The organism is Paenibacillus sp. J22P165 (assembly GCF_059692015.1).
Genome location: NZ_JCAUAP010000003.1, coordinates 425,352 through 445,523, shown reverse-complemented (window position 1 = coordinate 445,523; position 20,172 = coordinate 425,352). Strand labels below are relative to the sequence as shown.

The window sequence follows — 20,172 nt, the reverse complement described above, 5'->3', positions numbered from 1 at the left end:
TTGCGTATGATGATCACCTCTTGGCGAGCCCAATCCCAGTGCTGACAGCCGTTAGTTCCATTTTGGTATTGTAGGCGAACACGGACCATGGTTCGGAGGACGATTCGGCATTTACTTGAATGTCGATTTCCCAAGGCGCTTCATAGCTAACACCAAGCAATTGTTTACCTTGGTATAGGGCGATGGCAAATGGGGCTTCACCCCGATCATTCACAAGCTTCGGATAAACGAGCACGGTTTGTTTTCCAGTCGGGAGCGAAGGTGTTATGACTGGCGTATACCGATACGAAATGGGATCCACGCCCTGCTCGATTTTGCTCAAAAACCAATCAGAAGCGATCAGCCTTTGATAGTACCCGTCCATGTAGGGATTCTCTCCGATATCGTAGACATAACTCCCGTTTGTTCGAATAGCCTGCGCACGGCTGTAGTTAAAGTAAGTGATTGCTTTAATTTGTGGAAATAATCGCGGTAATAGGCCATACATGTAACCCAACTGGCCTTCTGCCCAGCTCCAATAAGATTGATTCGTTGGCAAATAGGTGTGACCAACAGCCCCTTCTGAAATCATAATAGGCTTATGGCTGTAGCGTTCGTATAGTGGGGCAAAGGTATCAATAACGGTGCCCTTTAACTGTTCTTTCTCAGCTGAGATGGGGGTGCTATATAAGGAAAATCCTACCCAGTCCACGTAGGCGTCCCCAGGATAGTAGTCATCCACTGTATCCGGTGGCCAGAAGTTTGGCGACCACACCATAGCTACATTCGGCGCTTCTTCGGCCATAATGTCGTGAACAAGACGGAATTTCTCTTTATATTTCTGAGGTTCTCCGTGCCAGGGCACCCAAGCTCCATTCATTTCTGAAGCGTAACGTAGAAAGATGGGGATTCCGGACGCTTTGGCTTCTCGCGCGAATCGGCGGACATATTCGTCATCCTGTACGTCGTCTAAGCCGTATCGTGGCTCCCAACCGATCTGAAGCGCTCCGCCAAGCTCTTTGACTCTTTCGGCAGTCCGCGCGGGGAAGTAGGTATTCGTGTCCGTTTGCACTTTCCGCCATCCTACATAGGCCAGGTAAAGTGCGTGCTTGCGTCCATATACGTCCTCAATCTTCGTGACATCATAGCCTACTCGGCGATCTGCCCCAAGCATACCGATATAAACCCCGGATGCTGGCTCATGTTTGGCTAACAAGGAAGTTGAAGGAGTAGCTGTTTTGGAAGATTCGACCGGTATTGAGTTGCGGAGATAGAGTTCCATATGCGTTGAAGGTGTTTGTATGTTAGGCCAAATAGGAGGTACCGAAGGAAGTCCAGCTGTGTATGCAGTGATACGTTCTCTGTAGTCTGCTGCAGCTTCTGGATGTCCTGTTTGGTTAGATTTCTTCTCTTGGTCAGTCCAATACGTGATCAGATCGGGTTGCTTAGGTCGAGAAGTAGAATCAATCGCGGCGGGAAGAGTGTGCACTTCAGCTACAGCAGGTTGATTAGGTTCAAGCAGATTCGCTTTTTGATCTATGACGAGCAGGGTAATGGCGATACAGCCCGCCAAGCCTAGCAAAGCAGCAAATATCCAAACAACCTTTGTATGCATGAAGAGGCTTCCTCTCACAGGGGATTATGACTAATTGTATGCCCATTTCTACGAGACGGTCAATGAAAGAATGGCGGTTGGAGAGATAACAAGTGATTTGGTAAAAATAGGTACTGTTCTATGACATTCCAAGATAAAATAAGATGGTATATATGGATTTACCTGAGGAGGGATTGCGTGGATTGGTCACGTAAAGAATTGAAAAGCAGAGCTAAACAAGTACTTCGAACATCGTATTGGAAAGCATTCTTGGTCAGCTTACTGCTTGCCATCATTGGCGGGGGTGTCCCAAGTTGCAACTGGAATTCGAATAGTGGTTCCTCCATTAACCTGTCAGGCATGCAGGCTGATTTTGGGGATATTTCGGATGGTGTGGGTGCACTTATTCTGATCATCATTATTCTTGTTGCGATCGTAGTAGGATTGGCCGTAGCCGCCTTCAATATCTTTGTGATTGCCCCGTTTAGAGTGAACACACAGCAATATTTCAAACAAGCCTCTCAAGGCGATGTGAATATGAACTATCTGCTTTACGCATTTGGCAAAGGGAAGTATGTAGGAACGGTTGCTGCGATGTTTTGGAGTGCTTTGCTTAACTTTTTGTGGTATTTATTGCTCATCATCCCTGGTATAGTGAAGAGTTACGCCTACAGTTTGGTTCCGTATATCCTGGGAGATAACCCTACGATTGGCCGGAAAAGAGCCGTACAACTCAGCAATCAGATGACGCGCGGGTTTAAATGGCGGATGTTTGTGTTGGATCTCTCTTTTATTGGGTGGTTTCTTCTGGGTGTTTTAGCACTTGGCGTAGGTGTGTTGTTTGTATTACCCTATTATAATACGACGAAAGCCGAGTTATATTTGGCACTGCGTCAGCAAGCATTGAACGATGGACTTAGCACCCCCGAAGAACTAAATCTAATCATTTCGTAAGGAGCTGATCGTTTTTGTCTGTCCAAGTAGAGGTAAGTAAGGTAAAAGGTACCACGACGACGTCCAAGCATTCGATCACGATGATCATGGGGATGTGGCTCATTATTGGCCTGTTTATTGATGGCTTCGCCCATAACCATGGAGCTGTAGAAACCTTTTTTACACCGTGGCACGCGATTCTTTACTCCGGTTACTTGGCTTGTGCAGCTTGGATTTTCTTCATGATTCGCTCGAACAAAATCACTAACCAATCCCCTACTTGGATCGCGGCGATCCCCGTTGGCTACAAGCTTGGCGTAACAGGGATTATCCTCTTCTTTGCTGGTGGGCTTGGCGATATGTATTGGCATACTGTCTTCGGCATTGAGAAAAATATTGAAGCGCTTCTAAGCCCAACCCATCTCCTATTGTTATCGGGGGCGCTCTTAATATTGACAAGTCCTTACCGTGCGATCAGCGCTGCTGAAAAGGGGGCGGCGCCGACGTTGCGCCAATTGTTGCCGGCGTTAACATCGATCGGGCTCACGTTTACGGTGTTCGCTTTCTTCCTGATGTACGCATGGTCCTTCCGCCAAAACTTATGGATGGCAAGAGACTATGATGCGGTTGCCAAAGCAGTAGTCGATTTTATGCTGACAACCATGATTCTTGTGATTCCCGTGATGTTTGTTCTGCGCAGATGGAAGCTCCCCTTTGGTACGGTTACGTTCTTCTTCTTGTTTGAGTCCATCTTCCTTGCGGTTCTTGATGGATTTAGGGATTATGGTTCAATCATCATTCTGCTCATTAGCGGTGTGATCGGAGATGTCTTATTTCGTGAAATCAAAGAGAGAGAAGTCACAGATTGGCGATATAAGGCTGTCTTCTTTGTACTTCCTGTCTTGATTTGGGGACTGTATTTCGCTAACTTGAAATTATTTCATACCTTAGATTGGTCGCCTGAGCTGTGGGGAGGGACGATATTCCTGTGTGCCTTGTCGTCGCTTGGTTTAAGTATTCTAGCAGCGCCAGTTGCAACAAGCCAAAGCAGATGAGAGGGAAGCTGCTGCCTCTGATCTGCCTAGTTGTCTTCCTTTCAGCTTGCGGTTCATCTTCGACAACGACGATTGATATGTCAGAGATGTCAGGCATGACCGGCATGACGATGCCCTCATCATCGGTTACACATCAACATACGAGTGACGCACTTGCCCGCTTCTCATTGGATTCCCCCCATTATTTACCGAATGAGTTATCCAACATAACTATTCTGGTTCAAAATAAATGGAATCGGCCGATCGAGAAGTTTGATCTGATGCATGAGAAGCTGATGCACCTCATCGTGGTCAGTCGGGATTTGTCCTACTTCGACCACCTGCATCCCAACTATGCTGGCGCTGGGCGATTCGATGTCCAAACGTCATTCCCCGCAGGAGGGTACTATCAGCTTATTGCTGATTTTACGCCGACGGACTTAGGGGAGACTGTTCAATCGCATTGGGTGACGATTAACGGTAAAGCCCCGAAGGCAGTTAAGCTTCAGCCTGACAAAAGCTTAACTAAACAAGTCGGTGACAAGGAAGTCACGCTAGCTTTCGATCATCTCATGGCAGGGATGACCCTTGACATGGTATTCACATTCAAGCAAGGTGTAGAGAAAACACCTGTTACCAATTTGCAGCCTTATCTAGGCAGCGTAGGTCATATTGTTGCGATTAGTGAGGATGGGAATGAGTATGTCCATGTTCATCCGGCGGATCCATCAGCGACTTCGGGGCCAACCGCGGCGTTTAAGATTCTATTTCCCAAAAAAGGTGTATACAAAATTTGGGGCCAATTTCAGCAAAATAACGAAGTCTTCATCGTTCCGTATGTAATCAATGTGAATTTGTAATATAAAAGAAATATGATAGTCATCTGTCCTACATGTTAATCGCTTATAATAAAAGACGACCCCCTTTTAAAATATAAACCTTTAGACCCGCGGCCCGTTGCTGTGGGTCTCTTTTTGTTCAATTATGGTACAATAGGCGATATAACCAGATTAGGAGTGAGAAGAATGACTGCACCCATGAATGAACAGGAGTTGTTACAATTCATTATCAGCAAGACGAAGGCCGATCCGAAGCAAATTGAGCTTGTACTTAAACATGAGAAAGCGTATATCACGAAAGCCGAGCAAGGCTCCAAAGGCCCTGTAGACATTGATAGTGATGATTTGATCGATCATATTCTAAGCCGTCCTGATGTGAAGCTGAGTGAGCTTGCGGTGGATACGATCTTGGAAGCTGAGATGGAATATTTGATGAAGAATGGCATGGCCGGCTATATCGACTAGATTATGTTCTAAGGACCCTCACATGGAGAATATCTATGTGGGGGTCTTTTTTTTGCGCGGGGGAGTAGGTTTCTAAGCTGCTTTACAGCCGTCTACTGCGACGAAATAACTGGAAAATATCCATCTAAATTCTGCTGAATGCATTGTTATATAGGAATAACTGGAGATTATGTAGCTAATTTCACACGTTCCTACTGAATGGTGGGATATGGAGGGAATTAACTGTACATTTTCCAGTTAGATTTGTTTATTTAGGAAAAATGGCAAAAATAAATGTACTTTATCCAGTTAATCGGGCAGAGGGTGGAACTTGATGGATGTTAACCTAAAAGTTAATTGAATAACATGTGTTGACTTTATATTCGTGCAATTGCATAATGAAATCAGGAATTATTACGTTATTTAATTAACTTATAAATTATCTAATTGGAGGTTTTCCATCACAATGAGCAATCAACCAAGAGCTGAATATCCTAGACCACAATTTGTACGAGATAGCTGGATCAATTTGAACGGTGAGTGGGAATTCGAATTCGATGATGCGTCTATAGGATCCAAACAGAAATGGCACCAAGGTGAGAAGGCATTTTCGCAGAAGATCCAAGTGCCCTTTGCTTTTCAAAGTCAATTAAGCGGCATTGGCAATAATGAATTCCACGATGTCGTCTGGTACCGCCGCGAGCTGGAGATTCCTAAGGAATTTGCGAATAAGCGAATTCTACTTCATTTTGGAGCTGTCGATTACCTAGCATCGGTCTGGGTGAATGGCATCCTGGTAGCAACGCACGAAGGAGGTCACACCCCTTTCCACGCGGACATTACAGATGCTCTTCGTGACGGGAGTAATAAACTCGTTGTAAAAGCTGTAGACTTCAGTAAAGATGTGACACTGCCAAGAGGGAAGCAATATTGGAAAGCGGATTCCGCGAGCATTTTCTATACAAGAACTACAGGTATCTGGCAAACGGTGTGGATGGAAGCGGTCTCTGCAGATGCTCACTTAGCGAAGGTGAAGATGACGCCGGATATCGATGCGAAGCAGATTGAAATTAGCTATGACATCGAAGGTATCGACGCACATGCCACGTCTACGTATCAATTGAAGGTTGATATTTCGTTTAAAGGCGAGATCGTATCGAAAGATGTTTATGGCATTCGAAGCGGAACTGGCGCACGGAAAGTGCGGTTGAATGACTTCAATGATCATGGACTTGGCGGTTGGTGGACACCGGAGAAGCCGAACCTATACGATGTTAATTTTACATTGCTAATCGATAATGAGGTTGTGGATGTTGTCAGCAGCTACTTCGGTATGCGCAAAGTTTCCATCGAAGATGGCAAGTTATGCTTGAATAATCGTCCTTATTTCTTGAAAATGGTACTGGATCAAGGCTACTTCCCTGATGGGAATTTGACGCCGCCGAGCGACGATGCAATCAGACAAGATGTTGAGCTTACCAAAGCTATGGGCTTCAATGGGGCTCGTAAGCATCAGAAGCTGGAGGATCCAAGATTCCTGTACTGGTGCGATGTGCTAGGGCTTGTTGTGTGGAGTGAAGCAGCGAATGCCTATGAGTACACGGATAAGTATGTAGGGCAATTTACGAAAGAATGGATCGCTTCGATGGAGCGGGATTATAATCACCCGTCGATTATTGCTTGGGTACCGCTCAATGAGAGCTGGGGTGTCCCGAACATTCAAATTGATAAACTGCAGCAGCAGCATGCTTTGACGATGTATCATTTGAGCAAATCGCTGGATCCAATGCGTCCTGTCATTTCGAATGATGGATGGGAGCTTGTCACAACTGACATATTCGCGATTCATGATTATGAGTGGCGGGAAGAAGTGTTGAGCGAGCGATACAGTTCCAAGGAAAAAGCGGTTCATGCAATGCCTGCCAATCGACGTCTTTTTGTGGAAGGGTTCCCTTATCAAGGTCAGCCGATCCTGGTTACCGAATTTGGCGGAATTGCGTACAAGAAGAGTGAATGGGAAGGCTGGGGCTACTCCGGGGCAGATAATGACGAGGATTATGAGCAAAAGCTGCGCGCAGTCATTCGTCCACTCCTGAACTCCGGCGTTGTACAAGGTTATTGCTATACGCAATTGACGGATGTCGAGCAGGAAATTAATGGATTGCTCACTTATGATCGCAAGCCGAAAATCCCTGTTGAAATCATCAAAGCGATTAATGATCGTAACTAATTTAGAAGCCGAGGCTATGGCAGCCTCGGCTTCTTTTTTGGTGATGATGAGAGATTCAAGTTGCTACTCCTCCGCATGATCAATACGTATCACGATAACGTTGGAAAGTACGGTCCCTTTATGAATGGGGTCATTCACTTGGTATTCGAATGTTGCAGGGACTTGAAGCGTGAGACGTCTCACATTGGAATGATGGATGATAGAAGCATCATAGGTGATTTCAATGCTCGAACGTGGTTGTAAATTGCCAAGTACCAGTGGCTGTTTTACATTAACGTCTTGGATGACAACACCATCGATTCGTAGAGATCCCGGAATAAATGTATTTAACGGAGAAATCCAGTCGGTCAGACTCACTTGATTCGCGGCTAAATTTCCAGTGTTGGCAACAAGCATGTGGTAATGGATAGTCGTACCAGGCTCTGCCTGACGTGGATTAGCTGACAGAAGAATATCCATGATAGGCAGTAAGAGTTCAACGGTAACGAGATTGGATAACATCATATTCGAGACGATGCGACCATCTGGCAGTTGATAAGTAAATAAAACGTGAGCTTGGCTAGTAAGTAACTTCTGATCCAAGGAAATGGCGAATGAGTTGACAGTGACTTGGAATTTCACAAGAAATGACTTATTCGGCTGCAACGTACCAAGCAGTATGATGCTAGGGAGAACAGTCTGACTATAGGGAACGCCATCTACGGTTAAACTTCCTACGACATAGAAGCTGCCTTCGGGAATGAAATCGGAAAGTCGGACCTCGGTGGTAATATTGCCATGATTGGCAATTGTAATAGAATAAGTCAATGTATCACCAAGGGTAGCTTTAGGTTCAAGCACAGATTCAACCACGTTTAGAGCAGGATCATAAACGTGGATCGATATCGAATTCGAAACGATTTTTCCTTTGCAATCCTCGAAGGTATACGTTAGAACGGCAGAGTTTACGATGCAATGCGATGCGGGCACATGCACAATGGTGACTTGAAACTGAAGACAAACTTCCGAGTGCGCAGGGATATCTCCAAGCTTGATACCCATATTAGGATTTGCGGCAGGGTAGCTAACCCCATCGATCTTAACACTTCCTGGTACAAAGGCAACACCTGCAGGCAATTCATCCTTGAAGAAGGGGTGATGGATCGGACAGTCTTCGTCATTCTTGATCGTAAAGTTAAAGGTGACCGTGTCCCCAACATACGTAGATGTTGTACTTGCTTGTTTGGTGAATTTTAGTTTGGTTTCTTTAAACGGAATGATAATCGTGTTGGACTTAGAGCTGCCCGAAACATCTCTGCCGCCAGGTGTATGGAAGTAATAGACGGTAGTTGCTTGATTCTTTAGTTGTCGATTGTCAGGTATTTCTAAGACGATAACTTGAAAGGTAACTTCAATGGTTTGGCATACCTGCATAGTACCTAGGGGTATACCATGGTCAGGTCTTGCCATAGGCAACGGAATATTATCAACAATTACGCTGTTTGGAATAAAGGCGGTGCCTTCAGGCATGTTGTCAAAAAGGGTAACTTGTGCATCCAAGTTACCCTTATTGGCGATCGACAAGGTGTAGGTGATGATCTGGCCGAGAACGGCCAGATGTGTGTTTGCTTTTTTGAGTACAGTAATAATCGGACCAACCACAGGCGTATCTACGATATTCGAGTAAGAATGGCTGGTGGAGGTGCCTGAACTGAATCTTACGACAGATTGATTGATCAGGTGATTCGAGGAGTGGGAGTCGGCCGTCATACGACCGTCACCTCGAATGTAACCGTGACTGAACCACCGGCAGGAATAGAACCGATTGGTACACCTGTGCTCGGATTAAGAGCAGGTTTGGAAACTCCGCCTACGATGACACTTCCCACGATGAAGCTGGTTCCAGTTGGGATCGGATCGGTCAGCACGACGTTATTAACGGTTTCAATTCCATTATTCGAGACCACGATGGTGTATAGAATGGTATCGCCAACAATCGCATCAATGGCATCCGTGCTTTTTACAACCTTAACGTTAGGCGCTGAAACTGGGATGACCAAAATATTGGATTGGACAGTACCGTTTAATAGGCGGCCATCTGGCGGTGAGAACGTATAGTTGGCCGTAGCTTGGTTGGAAAGCAACTGCGGAGATGGCAGTGCGTCTACGGTTACTTCTAGTGTGATTAAGACATCGACGGAATCACCCGGGGCAATCGCTCCAGCATTAATACCCGTTGCTGGATTCACGCCTGGCTGAGAAACACCATCGATAATCACACTGTTCGGAACAAAGGCTGTACCTGCTGGGATGGAATCAAATACCGTTGCATCCGCAGATAGATTTCCAGAATTCGTCAGTGTTAAGGAGTAAATAATCGTATCCCCAACCGTTGCATTCGTTGTATTCGCACCTTTGAGTACAGAAAGTATCGGCTGATACACAGGGATAATGACCGTGTTGGAGAAGGCGGAAGCTGAGAAAGCACCCGTTGTAAAGGTGACAGATGATTGATTGCTAAGCTGCTGGGATGTAGGCAATGCTGTAACCGTGACATTGAAAGCGACGGTAACCTGGCTTCCTGCGAGAATCGAACCGAGTGAAATACCATTCGTCGGATTCGCATTCGGTGCCGTTACCCCATTAATTTTGACGCTGCCAGTTACGAAGCTTGTGGAGGCGGGAAGCGGATCAAAGAATTGGACGTTATTCACGGTAGTAATCCCACTATTCGTGATAATAACTTCATAAGGAACAATATCTCCAACAACTGCATCTGTTGCCGTAGATGATTTAGATAACTGCACATTTGGTGCAGAAACAGGGATCGTCACCGTATTAGAATTGATGGAGCCAGTGAGAATACGTCCATCAGGCGGACTAAATGTAAAGTTAGCCGTTGCTGTATTAACTAACGTTTGCGGATTTGGTAAGGATACAATTAAAACACCGAAGGTAACGATGTCAGTTGCACCAGGCTGTGAAGTGAATGGAATGCCCGCTGAAGGGTCAGCTCCAGGCTGTGTAATTCCGTTAAGTACAACACTGTTTTGTTGGAATGTCGTACCGCTTGGAATGTTGTCAACGAGTAATACGGAAGCTGGGTAATTCCCCGAGTTTTTGACATTAATCGTGTAAATAATCAAATCGCCAATCGTTGCATTGGTTGAATTAGAGCTTTTGACGGCGGATAGAATTGGTTGATAGACCGGCGTCGTAATGGTGTTGGAGAAGGTGACCGCTGAGAAGGCGCCGGAAGTAAAGCTAACAGAACCGTAGTTATTTAATTGAGCAGGGTCTGGCAAGGATGTGACTCTGACATCGAAGGTAATCGTAACGGTCGCACCAACGGCAATGGTACCAAGTGCAATACCTGATACTGGATTCGGTGGAACAGGAGGCGTTGGAGCGCCAGTAATGATGACACTGCCCGGAATGAAGGCTTCTCCGGAAGGCAACGGGTCAGAGAATACGACATTATTAATAGGAGCAATACCATTGTTCATAATGACAAATTTATAAGGAATAATATCGTTCACGACAGCGTCAGTAACGGTTGTACTTTTGGCAATGCTAACGTCAGGTGATGATACCGAGATGGTAACCGTGTTGGAACTCACGCTGCGATTGAATGTACGACCATCAGGAAGTGTAAAGGAATAGGCAGCTGTAGCTGTGTTCGTTAAGATCTGCGGGTTAGGCAACGAATCGATAATGACGGAAAAGGTAACCGGCACCGTCGTATTAGGATCAAGTGTGCCAATGGAAAAGCCTGTCGCCGGATCGGCCCCTGGCCAAGGTACGTTGTTTACAAAGACGCTGTTTGGTAGGAATGTCGTATTGGATGGAATGGTGTCCGAAATGTTAACGGCAGTGGGATAATTCCCTGTGTTGGAGACGTTCAGCGTGTAGACAATGGTATCGCCAACAGTGGCATTCGTGCTGTTCGCGCTTTTGAGCACATTAACGACAGGTTGATAAATAGGTGTAATAACCGTATTGGAATTAGTTGTGCTAGACAGTGCGCCAGAAGTGAAGCTGACGGATGCAAAATTATGAAATTCCGCTGGGCTAGGCACCGAAGTAACGAGTACTTGGAAAGAAACAGTAACCGATGCGCCGACGGCAATTGTACCTATGCTAACACCTGTGGCAGGATTTGGAGGAACGACAGGTGTTGGAGCACCTGTGATGACGACAGAGCCAGGAACGAAGGTTCCGCCGGTCGGAATTTGATCGGAAAAGGAAACATTTGTAATGGCTGTAATCCCGTTATTCGTGATGACGGTACTATACGTAATCGTATCCCCAACTGTGAGTGCTGTAGATGATGTGGTTTTATTAACCGCCACATTCGGCGAAGAAACAGGGAACGATACCGTATTGGATGTCGCTGTTCGCGTTATGGTACGCCCATCTGGCGGGAAGAACGTATATGTAGCCGTACCGGTATTGCTGATGACTTGCGGGCTCGGCAAGGTGTTAATGAGTACCGAGAAGGATACCGTTTTGGAGCTGCCTGCTGCAATCGTGCCGGCATTAATACCTGTGACCGGATCAGCTCCTGGCTGAGGCGTACCATCAACGATAGCACTATTTAGCACGAAAGAAGTTCCTGCTGGAATGGTATCGGTCACGATCACATTCGCTTCTAGATTGCCTGTATTTGTCACAAGAATACTATAGAGTACGGTATCACCAACAGTGGCATTCGATGTATTGGCCGTTTTCAGCAACGTCAGATCCGCTTGTGTGACAGGTGTGACGACATTATTGGAAGAAGAGGAGCCTGAGAACGTACCAGATGTAAAGCTGACATTAGATTGGTTAATGATTTGTGGCGTTGGCATTGTGATTTTCACCTCAAATGTCACGGTTACCGGCGTATTGGGAGCCAGTGTTCCGATTGGAATACCGGTGGACGGATTCGTGTTTGGCGATGGTACGCCATTTACGATGACGCTTCCGGGAATGAATGAAGTGCTGACATCGGCAATGCTGGTCATAATCACATTGTTGACGTTCGCAACACCTTGGTTGGTGATCACAACTGTGTAGATAACTGTGTCACCTTGAACCGCTGAGCTTACATTGACAGTTTCCGTCACCACGACATTAGGGGCAGATACGGGAATCGTTACCGTATTGGAACTGCCAGATCCAGAGAGTGAACGGCCATCTGTGAGCGTAAAAGTGTAACTAGTTGTACCTTGGTCGACTAATTGCTGCGGGTTCGGCAGCGATTCTACTGACACTGAAAATACGACAGACTTAACTCCACCCACAGGAATGGTACCAATGGGGATGCCGCTTACGGGATCAACGCCAGGTAATGGTGCATTATCGACGATAACGCTGTTCACAAGAAACGAACTGCCTGCAGGAATATTATCAAAAAGCGTCGCATTGGCCGCTATACTTCCCGTGTTGCGCACTTCAATCGTGTACGCAACGATGTCACCAATAACCGCTAAGGATTGACTAGCGCTTTTGGTAAGGGAAATGATGGGCTGTTCGATGAAGGTAATGACGCTGTTCGAAAAGGTTGACCCAGAAAAAGCGCCAGATGTGAAGCTGATACTTGCGTTGTTTGGGACTTGTGGCGGATTAGGCAGTGAAGTTACGGTTGCCCGAAATTGAACGTGAGTGGTGACGCCTGGATTTATAGAACCTAGTGTGTATCCCGTTGTAGGATTGGCGGTAGGCTTCGGAACGCCATCGACGATCACACTGCCAGACAGGAAGGTAACCCCGCTTGCAAGCGCATCATTAATAACCACATTCATAACCTGAACAACACTATTGTTAAGAATATCGAGTGAGTAAATAAGAACATCACCAAAGGCAGCATAGGTCAGGTTGACGGATTTCGTCACTAAAACATTCGGTGCCGAGGCTGGGATGTCAGTCGTGTTGGACGTTGCACTTCCCGGCAATACACGCCCATCAGGCGGTTGATACGTGTAATTGACGGTGCCGGAGTTCGTCAGTCGTGGTGGTGATGGTAAGCTTTGCAAAACAACTTGGAAGGTAATCGTCGTCGTGCCCCCTGGTGCAAGAGAACCTGCTGCAATGCCAGTAGCAGGATTGGAACCAGGGCTGGAAACGCCATTTATCGTAACACTGCCTGCGACAAACGAAGATGATGCAGATATCGCATCTACGATCGTTGGTTGAACAGCGATATTACCTTGATTGCTAACGATAAGTGTATAAGTCAGGGTATCGCCAACAGTGGCGTTCGTGCTGTTGACACTTTTGGCAATCGAAACGATGGGTTGGAATACCGGTGTTGTAATGGTATTGCTTAACGATGTCCCATTAAAGGTACCAGATGAATACGAGACGCCAGCCTGATTCGCTAATTGTCCTGAAGCCGGTAAGGAGACGACATTGACCTGAAAGCTAACGGTGACAGAACTGCCTGCGGCAATGGAGCCAACACCAATACCTCCGTCAGGAACGGCGCTTGGTTTCGAAACTCCGCCAACAAGTACACTTCCTGGTACGAATACAGTGCCAGCGGGTATCGTATCTGTTAGAACAACATTTGTAACGCTCTCTACACCTGAATTTGTAATAACGGTGTTGTATGTAAAGGTGTCTCCAACGACAGCGTCGATAACGGGTGTGCTTTTGACAGCTCCCACGCTCGGTAATCGAACAGGAATCGTGAGCGTGTTGGATTCTGCTGCACCTGGAATGGTTCGGCCATCTGGTGGTTGAAAGGTATATGTACTATTTGCTTTATTAATAATTTGCGATGGTGAAGGAAGTACGAGAATTAGAATGTCGAAGGTAACGGTTGAAGTGCCGCCTGCGGCTACTGTCCCGATGTTGACGCCTGCCACGGGATTCGCGCCGGGTACCGTGACACCATTTACCTTAAAGCTATTCGGTACATAGGATGTTCCTGAAGGAATATTATCGGTGATGGTAACATTCGCCCCGATATTCCCTGTATTGGCGACTTGCAGCGTATATGTGACTGTACTTCCCACGGAACCATTGGCTGTGTTGGCCGACTTTACGATGCCAATTTTCGGCGCATAAATGGGCGTTGTTACCGTGTTCGAAGGAATTACACCCGTAATGACGTTACCTCCAGCGACACTCTGGAACGTAAAAGCAGCATTCGCCATATTCCCTATTTGGGAAGGAGTTGGGATACTTGTGACCGTCGCTTTGTACGTAACGATGATGGAGGAACCGAAAGCAAGTGAGCCAAGTGGTGCACCGGAAGTAATATCATAAGTAGGTTTGGCAACACCAGCTACCGTGACACTGCCAGGAACGAACGTTGAGCCTGCTGGGAGTGCGTCGGATAACACGATGCTGGCCGCGCTGGCTGTTCCCGTGTTGCTGGTAGTGACCGTGTAGGTAATGGTATCTCCTACCACAGTTCCAGTGACATTGGCACTTTTGGTGACATTAATTTTGGGTGCGTTGATATCAACCTGAATCCCATTGGCATTCACCACATAGGCATCGCCTGATGTCGTTAATTGCAGCACGGCTGAGGATTGATTGTTAATTAGGCGTGCAGATACATCAATGTTGGTAATATCCCAACCTTGTCGTCCGCCGCTAATATTGGTGCCTGGCGCGCCATTGATCTGATTGGATGAGCCAAAGGTTCCTGTGGTGTTCAGGTTCCCAGCGTCATTATTGATCTGGGAAGCGAAGAAGTTATTCGCAAAGTTATTGGGTCCAGATAATGCGACTAATGAACCTGTTGTAGGTCCGAATAACGCTTGATCCCCTGTTCGATTGGCATCTCCTTCCTGGGCGCTAAATAATGCTCTGCCGCCTAGAGCACCCGTTACTGGTGTAGCAAATCCGGTAATCGTAGTATTGACTGGCGGAGATGTCGATTGGACAAGGACAGCGCCAACCCGCAGTGACATATTCCGGAAGGGCAAACTGGTGTTCTGATAAATGACAGCAAGTGTCCAACCAGCATGGTTGGCGGTGGAATCACCAGGAATAACGATGGTTCCAACCACATTTCCAGTCGTATAAGTTCCACCCATCCCTTGTTGAATGAGTGTTGTGACGTTAGCGGATCTGACATATCCCAGTGCTCCGCCACCTAAGTCAAATTCATTTTTTGTTGCGTTGTCTGGCGTAATGCTGCTGGTCCCTGCAGGTGTGGTGAAGGTGACGGCATTGTTAATAAAAGCTGTTAAGTTAACAGTGCCATTCACATAGGAACCACCCCAGATTAATTCAGCGTACAATACGGTGCTTCCAGCAGGAATGCTTAGGATGGCTGATGAGCTGTTAAGGGTATAGAGACTAGTTGTTCCGTTAGGATAGGTTCCGTATTTGAGCGCTGTATTGATCGTGGTAAAAGCACCAATACTGTCTTGAGTTCCCGGTACACCATCTGTATTTGATCGGCTTAGGCCAAGTGTATTTCCGGTGAACGTAATCGCGCCAGTTGCGTTGAGTGTGGCCCTGACGACGAGAGCTATGATCGTCACCCCCTAGTATTTGTACCGTTAAGTCCTCAGAATCGAGAAAACGGTGTGGTGATGGAAAGTAAAATAGGCCGATGGTCTTAAGATATGAACCGAAAACGAAAAAATGATTACCTACGCATGAAAAATCTTACTTGTGTGTGCCTGTTTTCTTTTTAACTGGCGGAGTTGTTTTTTTTGCGGATTTAATCGACTCATTACTAGAAGTTGGGTTCACAGGAGATACTTTCTTGGATAGGGGGATGGCATCCAAATGGTCGAAGCTTTCCTCCATTTCTGGTGCACGTTGGCGGCGAAGTGCGGGAGTCCAGACGGGTTCGGCGTATTTTTGATTGCAAATTCGGTGCCAATCGTCGATACGTAATTCCTGTTTGACGACCACGAAATGATACATAATTTCGCTAATTAGATTGGGTTGTACGTATTGTAACATGTCTAATTCATCCTGCTCATACAACGTTGTCGAGTACGGCGGTTCATAGAATAGCTCCATCCGAATAAGCCGAAAATCGAAAGGAGAATGTTGTTCAAGGTATTCGGGTACGGGTGGACAAATAGGGCTGCCTGCAGGTTGAAGGAAGGAATTCGTCAAATAACGAGGGGTATATTCATCGAATTTTTGTTTCAAATACGGATTCGACGTATGGCGAAAATGATGCGCATAAGGCGCGAGGATACAAACAATGGCTTTGTGGCTGCAAATCCGATAGAGCTCGGACATGACAGTGAATAAATTAGTTACAAAGGGAAGGCTTCGACTAGCCATGACAAATTCTACAGCGTTGTCAGGCAAAGGAATTCCTGCGTTTATATCACATACTAGATCAACACCCGGTAACGCCACGCGATCGATGCCAAAGAAATTCGAGTGCTTGTGGTGACCGCAACCAAGATCGATATGCATGGAGGTTCCTCCTTACTCCGTATAAATTATCTGTCCTATAATGTATGTCCATCGCACTTGGCAGTCTCTGCTTGTGCCTACTGGTGCGAAATATTCGTCTTGTCCAACATAAAAAACGTCGTCTCCCCAGTTCGGAGAAGACGACGTTTCGTAATTATCGTTCGTGATTACCCTTTGACAGCGCCAATCATGACGCCTTTCACGAAATACTTTTGAACGAATGGATAGAGAATAAGGATAGGTACAGAGGCAACCATGATGGTGGCATACTTGATCGATTCCCCGATCTGGTGTTGATCGGCGGCGTTGGCGCCTGCGCTCATCGAATCGGTGTTATTTGCGATTAAGATTTCTCGAAGTGTGAGTTGGAGCGGGTAGAGATCTCGATCCTTGATGAAGATGGAAGCGTAGAACCAGCCGTTCCACTTTTCTACCGCATAGTACAAGATCATAACCGCGATAACAGGCATGGAAAGTGGGATGATGACGCGGAATAAAATAACGAAATGGTTAGCCCCGTCCATCTTGGCAGACTCTTCAAGGCTCTCGGGAACCGCCATAAAGGCTGTGCGCATAATAATCAAGTTGAAAGTATTTACCGCGAAAGGTAAAATCGTAGCCCATAAGGAGTCTATTAGGCCAACACCTTTCACAACCAGATACATAGGGATGAGTCCGCCGCTAAAAAACATAGTGAGAACAACAATGAACATAAATACATTGTTCCACATGACATTTTTTCGAGAGAGCACATAAGCCCCTAAAGCGGTGACAATTAAGTTGGTGGCGACACCAAACACAAGGATAAACAAGGTATTGCGGTAGCCTTTTAGAATAGCTGGATTTTTAAATACACTATTATAGGCTTCCAAGCTGAACCCTAGCGGTCGATATAAGAAGCCTTTATGCGTAATGAGTTGTGCGCCGTCACTGATGGAAGCGAAGGTAACATAGATGAGCGGATATAACGTTACAATGACTAATACAAGCAATAAGATATGGTTAATGCTGACGAATGCTCTGTCACTAAAACTGACTTTCATCGGAGTTCCTCCTTACTACCATAAGCTGTTTTGACTAATTCGTTTACTTATTTTGTTGGCTGCAATCAGTAGTGCCAAATTAATGAAGGAATTGAAAAGACCAACGGAAGCAGAAAAGCTCCAACCAAATTCGAGCAAACCTTTTCGATAAACGAAGGATGAGATTACATCGGCTGTTTCATAGGTACTAGGATTATAGAGCAGGATGATTTTCTCAAAGCCGACGTTCAATAAATTCCCCATACGAAGAATGAGCATAATTGAAATGGTTGGTAGAATGCCTGGCAAGGTGATATGCCATATCTGCCTCAGTCGGGTAGCACCATCCATTTTGGCTGCTTCGTATTGCTCTTGATCGATACTCATTAATGCAGCTAGATAAATAATCGATTCCCAGCCAATTTTTTGCCAAATTTCCGATAAGATATATATGGTTCGAAACAGCTCTGGCTTCTGCAGCATGGCTGTATCATTCGCGCCAAAATACGTCAGTAACGTATTGATTAAGCCGCCATTGTTGGTGAAGTCTTTAATCATCCCGGCAATGACGATAAGTGAGATAAAGTACGGCATATAAGTAATCGTTTGCACAAAACGTTGAAACTTCTTATTGGTCAACTCATTAATCAGGATAGCCAAAATAATGGGGGCAGGGAATTCAAAACAGATCGAATAAAGTGAGATGATAACGGTATTTTTGAGAATTCGCCAGAAGTAATAGCTGGTGAAAAAATCCTGGAAGTTTTGAAATCCAATCCAAGGGGATCCAAGTATCCCTTTAATCGGTGTGTACTCTTTAAATGCAATTAAGGCACCGTACATGGGCGCATAATGGAAAATAAAGTAGTAAGCCAGCACGGGAACCATCATAAGATACAAATATTTATTTAATAGAAAATCGCGTTTAAAACGAATGGGAAAACTAGCCTCCGCTGGTTTACGCATAATATCTCTCCTTTCGCCGCAGAAATGAATAGCATGGGGGAGGGGCTAGTGATCCCCGCCCCCCATGGTACTGATTATCTTTTGTTGAAACGATCTAAGGAAGCCTTTTTGATTTCAATCGCACGGCTTAATTTAACGGAGTTGAACTTCTCTTGGTATTTCTCGAAGCTATCAAGAGGCTCTGTGCCCAAAATAATTTTGAGCGTCATTTCGTCAACAAGCGTGTTCAGATCTGTCATAATTTTTGCAAGCTCTGTGCTTTCTTCAGGTGTTGCTGTAACTGGCGGAATTTTGTGTTTGTCCACGTTGGTTTTTGACCATGTGGTTACAGCATCACGTTGCGTTTGCAGAGCTAAGTATTGCTCGATATAGCGTTTATCTTGAACGAATGGTCCATTGTAGTTACCGCGGATGTACAGGGACAATGCTTGTGCAGGTGCCAGTTTATCTGGATTGTTCATAACGATATCCGTGTATTTTGGATAGTTATTTTCCATTTTATAGGATGTGCCTTCAGTTCCGAAGTTGAAGAACAAGCCTCCTGCTTGGGTGTAACCGTAGTCAAGCATTTTAGCAGCTGTTTCGATGTTTTTGGAAGTAGCGGTAATCGCGACAGATCCACCAGATGAGTAAGAAGGGTCTTTCTGACCAAACATGGCGATGTCGCCTTTCTTAAGTACTGGATATGGAGCGGCAACGAGAACACCTTTAGGGTCTTTGGCTGTAATAAGCGGTTGGAATTTACCAATACCGCCACCAGCATTATTGACAGTAGCTCCAGTAGCTCCAGATGCCATATTGGCATCCATGGCTTTGCTGTCTGCGGTTGCAAAGTTTTTGTCAATGAGACCTTCTGCGTACCATTTGCGGAACGTACTCAGATACTCTTTGAAGCCTTTCTCTGCAGGTCCAAATTTAATGGCCCCACTATCATCAATAAAGAAATCACGTGTTACGCCGAAAGCACTGAGGAAAGCACCATTGTAAGATTCATTGAAAGGTCTAGGAACACTTACAACCGCGAAAGGAGATGTTGCGCCTTTTTTCTCTTTGAAGGCTTTAAGTGTTGTATACCAATCGTCGATAGTCTCTGGGATCGGAAGTTTAAGTTCATCTAACCAATCTTTTCTAACCATTGGACCTTGGTAGACACGTAAGTAATCATCGCCGCGAATGAATGGGAAGACGTAGTAGCTGCCGTTATCCGTTTTAACTTGTTTGTCGATTTCTGGATGTTCTTTCAAGTATTTCTTTAAATTTGGCGCAAATTTATCAATGGTATCATTCAGCTTGAGGACATATCCGTCTTTGATCGCTTTTTCAGGACCGCCTGGGAATGAATCTGCCCAGTTAAATTCGATCATGTCTGGCAGATCGCCCGTTGCCAACAAGACGTTAAGTGTTTGTATCCCTTGGTTAGTCGGTGGTGCAGTGAATTTCAAAGGAACGCCAGTAACTTTTTGCCAATTCTGAAAGAATGGCGTATCAGCGTGTGTAGCTTTTACCCCTGTTAAGTTACCAGCAAGTTCTCCCCAGTATGTTAGGGTTTTATCATTTTTGAGCGGATAAGTAACCGCTGCGCCAGCGGCTGGTGCGGTGGATGCCTTGGTCGCATCTGCTGAAGCGGCTGGACTAGGTGAGCTTGTCGTAGAAGAGTTGGATGAACAGGCAACAACTAAAGTTCCCATTAAAGATGTGGTAACCAACATGGTGAACATTTTTTTACTGTTTCTTTTCATGTGTTGACCTCCTCAAAGTTTTTCGC

Annotated in this window: 12 protein-coding genes; 5 read left to right on the top strand and 7 right to left on the bottom strand. The window is 45.7% G+C overall.

Annotation, left to right across the window (positions count from 1 at the left end; genetic code table 11):
- Positions 1-13: 13 nt before the first annotated feature.
- Positions 14-1,594, bottom strand: coding sequence for a glycoside hydrolase family 26 protein (locus AC58QM_RS09675; RefSeq protein WP_497283390.1), 1,581 nt, complete (start codon positions 1,592-1,594; stop codon positions 14-16).
- A gap of 177 nt (positions 1,595-1,771) precedes the next feature.
- Here AC58QM_RS09675 and AC58QM_RS09670 point away from each other — a divergent pair, with 177 nt between their 5' ends.
- The 5 genes from AC58QM_RS09670 to AC58QM_RS09650 all read left to right on the top strand — a co-directional run bounded on the left by AC58QM_RS09670 (position 1,772) and on the right by AC58QM_RS09650 (position 7,053).
- Positions 1,772-2,527 (top strand): DUF975 family protein, encoded by a 756-nt coding sequence (locus AC58QM_RS09670; protein WP_497283388.1) that lies wholly within the window; start codon positions 1,772-1,774, stop codon positions 2,525-2,527.
- Between the two features lie 14 nt (positions 2,528-2,541).
- Positions 2,542-3,561, top strand: coding sequence for a hypothetical protein (locus AC58QM_RS09665; protein WP_497283386.1), 1,020 nt, complete (start codon positions 2,542-2,544; stop codon positions 3,559-3,561).
- The gene (locus AC58QM_RS09660; protein WP_497283384.1) at positions 3,558-4,400 is read left to right on the top strand and encodes a DUF8832 domain-containing protein; all 843 of its coding nucleotides are present in this window, start codon (positions 3,558-3,560) and stop codon (positions 4,398-4,400) included. The genes AC58QM_RS09665 and AC58QM_RS09660 overlap by 4 nt, the downstream gene beginning before the upstream one ends.
- A gap of 165 nt (positions 4,401-4,565) precedes the next feature.
- Complete coding sequence (locus AC58QM_RS09655) at positions 4,566-4,844, top strand: hypothetical protein (RefSeq protein ID WP_497283382.1); 279 nt, start codon at positions 4,566-4,568, stop codon at positions 4,842-4,844.
- A 445-nt stretch (positions 4,845-5,289) separates the two neighbouring features.
- Entirely contained in the window at positions 5,290-7,053 is a 1,764-nt protein-coding gene (locus tag AC58QM_RS09650) for a glycoside hydrolase family 2 protein (RefSeq protein ID WP_497283380.1), read from the top strand.
- Between the two features lie 63 nt (positions 7,054-7,116).
- On the opposite strand, the gene AC58QM_RS09645 is transcribed toward AC58QM_RS09650, so the two are convergent.
- The 6 genes from AC58QM_RS09645 to AC58QM_RS09620 all read right to left on the bottom strand — a co-directional run bounded on the left by AC58QM_RS09645 (position 7,117) and on the right by AC58QM_RS09620 (position 20,146).
- Positions 7,117-8,802 (bottom strand): COG1361 family protein, encoded by a 1,686-nt coding sequence (locus AC58QM_RS09645; protein ID WP_497283378.1) that lies wholly within the window; start codon positions 8,800-8,802, stop codon positions 7,117-7,119.
- Complete coding sequence (locus AC58QM_RS09640) at positions 8,799-15,518, bottom strand: DUF7507 domain-containing protein (RefSeq protein ID WP_497283377.1); 6,720 nt, start codon at positions 15,516-15,518, stop codon at positions 8,799-8,801. The genes AC58QM_RS09645 and AC58QM_RS09640 overlap by 4 nt, the downstream gene beginning before the upstream one ends.
- Before the next feature lie 127 nt (positions 15,519-15,645).
- Entirely contained in the window at positions 15,646-16,419 is a 774-nt protein-coding gene (locus AC58QM_RS09635; protein ID WP_497283375.1) for a class I SAM-dependent methyltransferase, read from the bottom strand.
- 167 nt (positions 16,420-16,586) lie between these two features.
- Positions 16,587-17,462, bottom strand: a complete 876-nt coding sequence (locus AC58QM_RS09630) for a carbohydrate ABC transporter permease (protein WP_497283373.1) — start codon at positions 17,460-17,462, stop codon at positions 16,587-16,589.
- Positions 17,463-17,477: 15 nt separating this feature from the next.
- Positions 17,478-18,407 carry an ABC transporter permease gene (locus tag AC58QM_RS09625; protein WP_497283371.1) on the bottom strand — a complete coding sequence of 310 codons (930 nt, stop codon included), beginning with the start codon at positions 18,405-18,407 and terminating at the stop codon, positions 17,478-17,480.
- A 74-nt stretch (positions 18,408-18,481) separates the two neighbouring features.
- Positions 18,482-20,146 carry a type 2 periplasmic-binding domain-containing protein gene (locus tag AC58QM_RS09620; RefSeq protein ID WP_497283369.1) on the bottom strand — a complete coding sequence of 555 codons (1,665 nt, stop codon included), beginning with the start codon at positions 20,144-20,146 and terminating at the stop codon, positions 18,482-18,484.
- Between the last annotated feature and the right edge of the window lie 26 nt (positions 20,147-20,172).

Excerpts from the sequence above, each read along its gene's own strand:
- AC58QM_RS09675 (WP_497283390.1), bottom strand. The coding sequence starts at position 1,594 with ATGCATACAAAGGTTGTTTGGATATTTGCTGCTTTGCTAGGCTTGGCG.
- AC58QM_RS09660 (WP_497283384.1), top strand. The coding sequence starts at position 3,558 with ATGAGAGGGAAGCTGCTGCCTCTGATCTGCCTAGTTGTCTTCCTTTCA.
- AC58QM_RS09655 (WP_497283382.1), top strand. The coding sequence starts at position 4,566 with ATGACTGCACCCATGAATGAACAGGAGTTGTTACAATTCATTATCAGC.
- AC58QM_RS09650 (WP_497283380.1), top strand. The coding sequence starts at position 5,290 with ATGAGCAATCAACCAAGAGCTGAATATCCTAGACCACAATTTGTACGA.
- AC58QM_RS09645 (WP_497283378.1), bottom strand. The coding sequence starts at position 8,802 with ATGACGGCCGACTCCCACTCCTCGAATCACCTGATCAATCAATCTGTC.
- AC58QM_RS09635 (WP_497283375.1), bottom strand. The coding sequence starts at position 16,419 with ATGCATATCGATCTTGGTTGCGGTCACCACAAGCACTCGAATTTCTTT.
- AC58QM_RS09630 (WP_497283373.1), bottom strand. The coding sequence starts at position 17,462 with ATGAAAGTCAGTTTTAGTGACAGAGCATTCGTCAGCATTAACCATATC.
- AC58QM_RS09625 (WP_497283371.1), bottom strand. The coding sequence starts at position 18,407 with ATGCGTAAACCAGCGGAGGCTAGTTTTCCCATTCGTTTTAAACGCGAT.
- AC58QM_RS09620 (WP_497283369.1), bottom strand. The coding sequence starts at position 20,146 with ATGAAAAGAAACAGTAAAAAAATGTTCACCATGTTGGTTACCACATCT.